Raw genomic sequence first — 9,360 nt, forward strand, 5'->3', positions numbered from 1 at the left:
CCCACGTCGCCTGGAGCGGCGACCTCGAGGTCGGCGTCGAGCGACTGCCCGAGGGTGCGGGCGTGCACGGCGCGGTGCTCGGCGGCGGCGAGCTGCTGCTGCCGGGCGAGATCCGCCTCGCGGCCGGGGAGACCTACATCTCGCCGGTCGTGTACCTGGCCTACGGCGAGAGCGGGCTGGATGCCGTCTCGAACCGCCTGCACCGCACCGCACGGGCGCTGCCCGGCCACCCCTCGACGCCGCGTCCCCTCGTGCTGAACACCTGGGAAGCCGTGTACTTCGACCACGACCCGGCGAAGATCCGCGCGCTCGCCGAAGCCGGAGCATCCGTGGGCGTCGAGCGCTTCGTGCTCGACGACGGGTGGTTCGCCGGCCGTCCCGACGACCGCTCGGGTCTCGGGGACTGGTTCATCGACCGCGAGAAGTGGCCGGACGGGCTCCGTCCGCTCGCCGACCACGTGCACGGACTCGGCATGCAGTTCGGCCTGTGGTTCGAACCCGAGATGGTGAACCCCGTGTCCGAGCTCGCGCGACAGCATCCGGACTGGATCCTGCAGGCGTCGCCGGATTCGGCGACCTGGCGGCACCAGAAGGTGCTCGACCTCACGAATCCGGATGCCGCGGCCTTCGTGCTCGAACGCATCAGCGCGCTCGTGACCGAGGTCGGCATCGACTTCATCAAGTGGGATCACAACCGCGACCTGCACGCCGCGGTGTCCCCGCGGAGCGGACGCGCCGCGGTGCACGCGCAGACCGCCGCGTTCTACGCGCTGCTCGATGCCCTGCGCGACCGGCATCCCTCACTCGAGATCGAGTCGTGCGCGAGCGGAGGCGCCCGCGTCGACCTGGGCGTGCTCAGCCGCACGCAGCGGGTGTGGGCCTCGGATTCCAACGACCCGGTCGAGCGCCAGAGCATCCAGCGGTGGACGGGCACGCTCGTTCCGCCCGAGGTCGTGGGCTCGCATGTGGGGCCGGCGATCGCCGAGACCACGCACCGGGCGGCATCCCTGCCGTTCCGCATGACCACCGCCCTCTTCGGCCACGCGGGCATCGAGTGGGACATCACGCTGTGCACCGATGAAGAGCGCGGGGCCCTGTCGCGATGGACGGCGCTCTATCGAGAGCTGCGACCGCTGCTGCACGGCGGTGTCACGGTGCGCTCCGACGAGGTCGACGACGAGACGCTGCTGCACGGGGTGGTCGCGCCCGACGGGTCTCGCGGAGTTTTCGCCTGGGTGCGACTCGGCACCTCGGTCGACGGGTTCACGCCACGCACCCGCATCCCGGGGCTGGAGACGGGGGAGCGGTACCGCCTGCGCGTGCGCGAGGACCTCGGCGGGGTGTCGCGCCATCAGGTCGCAGACCCCGAATGGGTCGAGACGGGGATCGAGGCCTCGGGGGCGTTCCTGGAGCGCGTCGGAGTGCCGCTGCCTCTGCTGGCTCCCGGGGCCGCGCTGCTGGTGGACGCCGTTCGGGTGTGAGTCTCCCGCATGCTAGACTGACTCTTTGTCTGCGCACACTCCTGTGCGCAGTTCGCATGCTGTTCGGTCCTGAGGGTCGGAGCGGCGTGCAGACAAGGGATCTTGGGTGAGGCCGTCCGGCCTCACGGTATAGAAGGAGTCACCATCATGGCAGCAGTGTGCCAGGTGACCGGAGCTGTTCCCGGCTTCGGTCACAACGTCTCGCACTCGCACCGCCGGACGAAGCGCCGCTTCGACCCGAACGTGCAGAAGAAGACCTATTTCGTCGCTTCGCTCGGTCGTAAGATCACGCTCAACGTGTCCGCCAAGGGCATCAAGGTGATCGACGTCCGCGGCATCGAGAACGTGGTCAAGGACCTTCAGGCGAAGGGTGTGAAGCTCTAATGGCCAAGAAGGCACAGGACATCCGTCCGATCATCAAGCTGCGTTCGACGGCAGGTACGGGCTACACGTACGTGACCAAGAAGAACCGCCGCAACACCCCCGACCGCCTCGTGCTCAAGAAGTACGACCCGGTCGTCCGTCAGCACGTCGAATTCCGAGAGGAGCGTTGATCAATGGCTAAGAAGAGCAAGATCGCTCGCAACGAGCAGCGCAAGGTCATCGTCGAGCGTTACGCAGAGCGTCGCGCCGAGCTGAAGAAGACCCTCGTCGACCCGAACGCCACCGACGAGGCCCGCGAGGCCGCACGCGTCGGCCTGCAGAAGCTGCCGCGCAACGCGTCGCCGGCTCGCGTGCGTTCGCGCGACGTCATCGACGGCCGCCCCCGCGGTGTCCTCACGAAGTTCGGCATCTCGCGTGTCCGCTTCCGTGACATGGCACACCGTGGCGAGCTGCCCGGTGTCACCAAGTCGAGCTGGTAAGACTCAGCACCACGACAGGGGCGAGGATCTTCGGATCCTCGCCCCTTTCGCGTGTCTGGGGTGGTGCTGCGCGCGCGGCGGCCCGCGTCGCCCACCCGCTGCGAAGGAGATCTCGCGCTGCGAAGGGGCGGATGCAGGAATCACTCCTTCGTTGTGTGAGATCTCCTTCGCATGAGCCCTCCTGCACGGGGTCGGCGCGAAGGAGGTTCTCCCCATGTTCGGGACGACAGGGGGGAATCGGCGCGGGGTCTGCAGGGCGTGGCGGCACTATCGGCGAATGGATGCCGTCGAAGAGGTCATGCGGCGCGGGGGTGTCGCTCGAATCTCGAGTCTGCGCAATGCCGGGGTCACCGCCCATGCGATTCGGCGCGCCAAGGAGGCCGGCCGCATTCGAACGATCCGCCGCGGGTGGGTCGCATCGCCGGATGCCGACCGAGTCCTCGTCGGTGCAGTGACCCGAGGCGTGCTCCTCAGTTGTGTGAGCGGTGCGGCGCGACTGGGCCTCTGGGTGCCCGAGAAGCCGAAGCTGCATGTCGTCGCCCGCCCCAACGCCGCCCGGGTCAAGATGCCCTCGCACGTGACAGTTCACTGGTCGAGACCCGTCGTTCCGCGGGATCCGGATGCGACGGTCGACGGCCTCGCGAACATCCTCGCGCTCGTGGCGCAGTGTCAGCCCCGAGAGACCGCGCTGGTGATCTGGGAGTCCGCGTTCAACAAGGGTGTGATCGACCGGACCGTTCTCGGCGGCTTCGAGCTACCGCCGGTGGCTCGCGCGCTTCTCGACGATGTGCGTCCCTTCGCCGATTCAGGTCTCGAGACGATCTTCATCGCTCGGCTCCGGTGGCTGGGTGTCTCGATGTTGCCGCAGGCGTGGGTGCACGAGCGTCGTGTCGACGTGCTGATCGGCGAGCGGCTCGTGATCCAGATCGACGGCGCGAGCCACACGGGGCCCCAGCGCACGGCTGACATCGACCACGATGCGCAACTGATGCTGCGCGGATTTCACGTTCTGCGCTTCAGCTACGAGCAGATCATGGAGCGGTGGCACGAAGTGCAGGCCGTGGTGATGGACGCCGTCGCTCAGGGCAGGCATCGGGCATGATCGGCGCGCGCACACGCGAGGAGATCTCACGCATCGAAGGACCGGATGCGGGATGCGGTCCTTCGACGCGTGAGATCTCCTTCGGTGCGGGTGCGGGTGCGGGTGCGGGTGCGGGTGCGGGTGGGGGTGCGGGGACGGGTGCGGGGGAGAGGGGCTCAGAGACGGGGGCGGGGACCCCGGGCATCAGGCGACGGATGCTGACGCGTGCGCCACCGCCCAGGTGAGGGCGTAGTCGGCGATCTCCTCCCAGCCGTCCTGGCTGACGAGGCGGTGGGTGCGGCCCGCGTACTCCTTGCGCTCCACGATGGCGGGGCTGCCGGTCGAGCGGTACTTCTTCTCGATCGCACGGACGATGGTCGGCGGCACCACGTGGTCGATCTCGCCGGCGATCAGCAGCAGCGGCGCGCGGTCGGTCCGCGCGTAGTCGACGTGCGTGACGCCGTTCTTCTCGTTCAGCACCGAGGTCACACCCTCGAAGAACACCCGGTTGTAGGAGTTGACGGCGTACTCCTCCCACAGGGCGTCGGAGGCGGCCCGCGACAGGTCGTTCCCGAACGTGAAGTGGAAGTGGCGCTTCGACAGCGGCTTGGCTCCGTTGCGACCGAACGGGTTCGACAGGATCGGGGTTCCGGTCCAGAGGGTCGAGAGCGGGAGGGCTGTGACGCCGGCGGTCTGTCCGGGGGCGACGCCGACGTACGCGGAGCCGAGGCCGCGGTCGGCGAGCATCTGCGTGAGCACGCCGCCGAACGAGTGGCCCATGATGATCGGCTTCACCGGCAGCGCGCGGATGATGCGCTCGTAGTTGTCGGCGATCTGCTTCAGGCCGATGCCCTCGAGAGCCGACGGATCGCGGCGGATGTCCTCGACGGAGCGGTCATCGATGCCGGGCCAGCCGGGGACGATCACCTCGTGGCCCTGTGCGCGGAAGTGCTCGGCCCAGGTGTTCCAGCTCTTGGGGGTCATCCAGAGTCCGTGGATCAGGACGATCGGGGTCTTGTCGGTGCTGTTCATTGTCTCTTCTCCTGTTTCTGCCCCCGCCGTGTGCGAGTGCGTTACGCTGATAGTAGACCGAACGTTCTATCTACCGCAATCTATTCCCGAAATCTGGAAGAACTCCCGACGATCGAGAGCACGCGGGTGCGGTGCACGATGCGGATGACCCGAGCGGATGACACGATGAGAGAGATCACCATGGACACGACGACACCGAGCGCGCCGACACCGAGCGCCACCGCACCGAGCCCCACCGAACCGAGCGCCACCGCAGCGACACCGCCCGTCACGCTGGCCCCGAAGCGGCCGAGCGCCGCACGCACCCGGCTCATCGACAGTGCGACCCGACTCTTCTATGAGGAGGGGATCCATGCGGTCGGCGTCGACCGCATCATCGACGAAGCCGCGGTCACGAGGGCCACGCTCTACAAGCAGTTCGGCGGCAAGGAGAATCTGGTCCTCGCGTACCTGCGCAACGAGGACGAGATGCTCCGCGCGATGTTCGCCGAGGCCGGAGCCGCGGTCACCGACCCGGGGAGCCTGGTCGATGCAGTGATCGACGGCATCGCGGCCGACATCCGCCTGCGCCACACACGCGGATGCCCGTTCATCAACGCGGCCGCCGAGTATCCGGATGCCGAGGGCGCCGTGCGGCAGCTGATCGACGAGCACCGCGAATGGTTCCGCTCGACGTTGCGGGCCGTCGCCGAGGGGGCAGGGCTCGACGAGCCCGACGACGTCGCGGCATCCCTCGTGCTGCTGCGCGATGCCGCCCTGGTCGGCGGCTACCTCGACGGCGAAGGTCGTGTGAGCCCCGCGTTCGAGCGCACGGCACGGGCTGTGATCGCCTCCCATCGATCGCTCTGACGAGCGCGTCGGGCACGCTCGGATCCCCGGCTCAGCAGCCGCCGAATCCCGGTTCCGCAGGCTCGGATCCCCGGCTCCGCAGGCTCGCACACGCGATTCCGACCCCTCAGAACCGAGAAACGCGCCGCCGCGCGAGCCCCGGATCAGGGTGTCTCAGGTGCCACTTTCGTCACATCTGCACCACGACACGCCCAGTAATAGCCCAAAACCCGCGAAATGACGCGGAAATGTCGGTCAGCGTTGGTACATTCGAGGCGGTCACTCGACCAACGGAGGGCAGTCGCCCTCCGCACCACAACGATGCGACGGTATCCTCGTCGCTGGAGGATGACATGGCTGACAAGTCCATCACCAAGACCGAGCTCGTCGCGAGCATCGCTTCCGCCACCGGCCAGAGCCAGGCCACCGTCTCGGGTGTCCTCGACGCGCTGTTCTCCTCGGTCTCCGACGCTGTTGCCAAGGGCAGCAAGGTCTCGATCCCGGGCTGGATCTCGTTCGAGCAGGTCGCGACCGCAGCTCGCACGGGCCGCAACCCGCAGACCGGTGCCGAGATCAAGATCCCGGCCGGCCACCGCGTCAAGGTGACCGCTGGTTCCAAGCTCAAGGCTGCCGTCAAGTAAGACCGCACCTCTTCGAAGGCCGCTCCCGATGCGTCGGGGGCGGCCTTCGTGCATCCCGCTTCGGATGCCCGCAACCGCCTCCCGCAGACGGGCGAGCGGTCAGCCGCCGCGGCTTAGGCTTGAGGGGTGACCTCCCGCGCCGTCCAGACCCGCACGAGCCCCGCGTATCGCGTGGTCGGTCTCGCGATCCTGGTGGGCGCCGGTCTGATCGGCGCGATCGCCGCCCTCGCCCTCGGCGGCGGTGCGGCGCCCCTGCTGCTGGGCGATCCCGGCCCGGCCGTGCGGTGGGCGATCCCGATCGTCAAACTGGCCATGAACGTCTCCGCAGCCGCGATGCTCGGCTCTCTCGTGCTGGCGCTGTTCGCTCTGCGCAGCGAGCAGAAGTCCTTCGATACGGCGCTGAACACGGCATCCATCGCGGCGGCGATCTTCACCGTGACCGCCGGCGTCAGCGCCTTTCTCGCCCTCGTCGCGGCGTTCAATCCGAAGATCAGCGCCGATCGCCAGTTCGGCGAACAGCTCGGGTTCTTCCTGCTGCAGACGGCTCTCGGGCAATCATGGCTGATCACCACGATCATGGGGTCCGTCATCACGGTGCTCGCGTTCGCCTGGCGCACCTGGACGCCGACGCTGATCACGGCGCTGCTCGCCGCGGCATCCTTCCTCCCGTTGGCGACGCAGGGGCACTCGGGCGATCTCGCGGGGCACACCGTCGCCGTGAACTCCATCCTGTTGCACACGATCGGCGCCGCGGTCTGGCTCGGCGGGCTCATCCTCGTGGTCATCCTGCGCGACCGCTCGGGAGTCGGCACCGCGGCCCTCGTCAGCCGCTATTCGAGCCTCGCGATCGCCGCGTTCGCCGTGGTCGCCGTCTCGGGTCTCGCCCGCTCGGTGGTCGCGCTCGGCGACATCAGTGAGCTTCTGACGCCGTATGGCGGCATCCTGATCGCGAAGGCCGTGCTGCTCGTCGGCATGGGTCTGCTCGGCGCCTGGTACCGCATCCGCCTGATCCCGCGCCTCGAAGGCGCGAACGCGTCGCGCTGGTTCTGGATGCTGGTGCTGTGCGAGGTCGCACTGATGGGGCTCGCCTCGGGGGCGGCCGCCGCGCTCGCGCGCACGCCTCCGCCGATCGGCGAAGAGGCCGCGTTCGAGCAGACCCCGGCAGAGAACCTCACCCGCTCACCCCTGCCGCCCGAGTTCACGATCGACCGCTGGTTCACGGCCTGGGACATCGACATCCTCTGGCTGGTGGCCGCCGGCTTCGGACTGTTCTTCTACCTGGCGGGTGCGTATCGACTCCACAAGCGCGGCGACCGCTGGCCGATCCATCGCACGATCTTCTGGGTGCTCGGCATGCTTCTGCTCGTGTGGGTCACCTGCGGCCCGATCAACGCGTACCAGGAGTACCTCTTCAGCGTGCACATGCTCGGGCACATGATGCTGTCGATGGCGATCCCGCTGCTGCTGGTGTCGGGCGCACCGATCACCCTCGCGCTCCGCGCCGTCCACAAGCGCGACGACGGCACCCGCGGTGGCCGCGAGTGGATCATGTGGGCGGTGCATTCGCCGTTCGCGAAGGTGGTCACGCATCCGTTCGTCGCCGCGGGCATCTTCATCCTGTCGCTGTGGGCGTTCTACTTCACCGATCTGCTGCGCTGGTCGATGTACGAGCACCTGGGGCACGAGTGGATGGTCGCGCACTTCCTGATCTCGGGCTACCTGTTCGTGATGAGTCTCGTCGGCGCTGATCCGGTGCCGTACCGGCTGCCGTATCCCGGTCGACTGATCACGCTCATCGCCGTCATGGCCATGCACGCGTTCTTCGGCATGGCGATGATGATGCAGGAGGGTCTGCTCGTCGCGGACTGGTTCGGCTCGATGGGGCGCACCTGGGGCCCGGACCCCATGGACGACCAGTACATCGGTGGCGGCATCGCGTGGTCGATCGGAGAGATTCCGACCCTGATCCTCGCGATCACGGTGGCGATCCAGTGGAGTCGCAGCGACACCAAGCTGCAGAAGCGCCGCGATCGGCACGCCGACCGCACGGGTGAGGCCGAGCTCGAGGAGTACAACGCCCAGCTCGCGGCTCTCGCCGAGCGCGACCGGCGCGCGGCGGAGCGAGAGGCCGAGCGCCAGGCGCGCTGACCCCGGCTCCGGGGAGGCCTTCTCCGGGTGGGGCGGACTTCTCGGTGTGGGGAGGAGGATGCTGGCGCACGGCACCGCCCATCGCGGAGAAGGCCGCCCGACAGGGTGCGGCTCAGCAGGGGCAGAGTCAGCCGACCGGGGGTGCCTGCTCGGGTGAGCCGACGCGGATCGAGGCCGACCCGTCAGGGAGGATCGTCACCGACCCGTTGACCTGGAAGGGCACGTCCTCGGCGATCGCCTGCACCCTGCCGTCGAACAGCGAGCGGATCTCGACCTCGACGTGTGCCACGGCATCCGTCGGCGGGATCTGCCAGTGTCCGCCGTCAGGCGTGACCGTGACCTGCGGCTGCGCCGCGATCGACCACTGGGGCAGCGACGCGAGCCGGTTCGACACCTCGAGGCCGAAGGGGCACGCGGTGGGCTGCAGCACCTCCTGCTCGGTGCACGCCAGCAGGAACTCCTCGACGCGCTCCTGCACGACGGCGACGAACTCGTCTGTCGGGTCGGTCTGCACGTCGACCGGGGTCGTCGCGAGGGGTGAGTCGGCGAGCACCCCGACGCCCGGTGAGGTCGAGATCGGGGTGTCGACGGTCACCGAGTACAGGCCGGGCGTGAAGACGAGCATCGGCAGCGGATCGAGAGGCGCCGCGTCGACGCCCGCGACCGAGATCTGGCGACGGTCGACCTCGAAGCCGTTGACGGCGAAGCGGTCGGCGCCGCGCAGCGTGAGCTCCACGACGGCCAGCGGGCTGGTGGTGAAGCGCCAGTTCGGGGTCACGCCGGCCCATCCGTCCTGCGCGACCGTGAAGGTGGTCGTGCCGGCGTTCCCTCCGGCCTTGTAGGACACCGTGACCGCGGTGGCCTTGCCGTCGGGCTTCTCGGACACGACCTCGATGTCGGTGAGGGGGGCGAGGGTGGCGTGGCGCAGCATCGCCTCGGATGCCGTCGGGACTATGCCGGCGACCTCGAGCGTCTCGCGGTCGACGGCGACGCCGGGAACCCGCAGGGCATCCGCCGCACGCCCCTCGGACAGCAGGTCGAGATAGCGCACCACGAAGGCTGACGGCCCGTAGAACTGCTGGTAGAGCGTCGCGCCGCCGGAGGCCAGGGCGGCCACGAGCACGAGGCCGACGACCGTCAGCATCGCCAGGTCGGCGACGAGCCGCGAGCGCCGGGGCGCCTTCGACTCGACTCGCTGCATGGCGTCAGTCTAGGAGGGCGGCCTGGGACGACGCCGAGCGCGTGGCGCACTGTGACGGAGCCGCAATGCGGGGCATCCGGCGGTG

At 68.8% G+C, this 9,360-nt stretch carries 10 protein-coding genes; 8 read left to right on the forward strand and 2 right to left on the reverse strand.

Annotation, left to right across the window (positions count from 1 at the left end):
- The 5 genes from RTM68_RS14525 to RTM68_RS14545 all read left to right on the forward strand — a co-directional run.
- Window positions 1-1,481 (forward strand): alpha-galactosidase (locus RTM68_RS14525; protein ID WP_312172193.1); only part of this gene is annotated, 1,481 nt, incomplete at its 5' end.
- A 147-nt stretch (window positions 1,482-1,628) separates the two neighbouring features.
- On the forward strand, window positions 1,629-1,865 hold the full coding sequence (gene rpmB / locus RTM68_RS14530) for a 50S ribosomal protein L28 (protein ID WP_042540533.1): 237 nt from the start codon (window positions 1,629-1,631) through the stop codon (window positions 1,863-1,865).
- The gene (gene rpmG / locus RTM68_RS14535; RefSeq protein ID WP_194762289.1) at window positions 1,865-2,035 is read left to right on the forward strand and encodes a 50S ribosomal protein L33; all 171 of its coding nucleotides are present in this window, start codon (window positions 1,865-1,867) and stop codon (window positions 2,033-2,035) included. The genes rpmB and rpmG overlap by 1 nt, the downstream gene beginning before the upstream one ends.
- A gap of 3 nt (window positions 2,036-2,038) precedes the next feature.
- A complete protein-coding gene (gene rpsN / locus RTM68_RS14540; protein WP_017829734.1) occupies window positions 2,039-2,344 on the forward strand; it encodes a 30S ribosomal protein S14 in 306 nt (101 codons plus the stop codon).
- 277 nt (window positions 2,345-2,621) lie between these two features.
- On the forward strand, window positions 2,622-3,446 hold the full coding sequence (locus RTM68_RS14545; RefSeq protein ID WP_312172198.1) for a DUF559 domain-containing protein: 825 nt from the start codon (window positions 2,622-2,624) through the stop codon (window positions 3,444-3,446).
- Between the two features lie 183 nt (window positions 3,447-3,629).
- Here RTM68_RS14545 and RTM68_RS14550 read toward each other — a convergent pair whose 3' ends face one another.
- Window positions 3,630-4,457 carry an alpha/beta fold hydrolase gene (locus RTM68_RS14550; RefSeq protein WP_312172200.1) on the reverse strand — a complete coding sequence of 276 codons (828 nt, stop codon included), beginning with the start codon at window positions 4,455-4,457 and terminating at the stop codon, window positions 3,630-3,632.
- Window positions 4,458-4,622: 165 nt separating this feature from the next.
- On the opposite strand from RTM68_RS14550, the gene RTM68_RS14555 reads away from it, so the two are divergent.
- From RTM68_RS14555 to RTM68_RS14565, 3 genes are all read left to right on the forward strand, one after another.
- On the forward strand, window positions 4,623-5,306 hold the full coding sequence (locus RTM68_RS14555) for a TetR/AcrR family transcriptional regulator (protein WP_312172202.1): 684 nt from the start codon (window positions 4,623-4,625) through the stop codon (window positions 5,304-5,306).
- Window positions 5,307-5,638: 332 nt separating this feature from the next.
- Complete coding sequence (locus RTM68_RS14560) at window positions 5,639-5,926, forward strand: HU family DNA-binding protein (RefSeq protein ID WP_042541574.1); 288 nt, start codon at window positions 5,639-5,641, stop codon at window positions 5,924-5,926.
- 126 nt (window positions 5,927-6,052) lie between these two features.
- Entirely contained in the window at window positions 6,053-8,074 is a 2,022-nt protein-coding gene (locus RTM68_RS14565; protein WP_312172205.1) for a cytochrome c oxidase assembly protein, read from the forward strand.
- Between the two features lie 127 nt (window positions 8,075-8,201).
- On the opposite strand, the gene RTM68_RS14570 is transcribed toward RTM68_RS14565, so the two are convergent.
- Window positions 8,202-9,275 (reverse strand): hypothetical protein, encoded by a 1,074-nt coding sequence (locus tag RTM68_RS14570; RefSeq protein WP_312172208.1) that lies wholly within the window; start codon window positions 9,273-9,275, stop codon window positions 8,202-8,204.
- Window positions 9,276-9,360: the final 85 nt, after the last annotated feature.

This window comes from Microbacterium sp. (assembly GCF_031988965.1).
GTDB lineage: Bacteria > Actinomycetota > Actinomycetes > Actinomycetales > Microbacteriaceae > Microbacterium.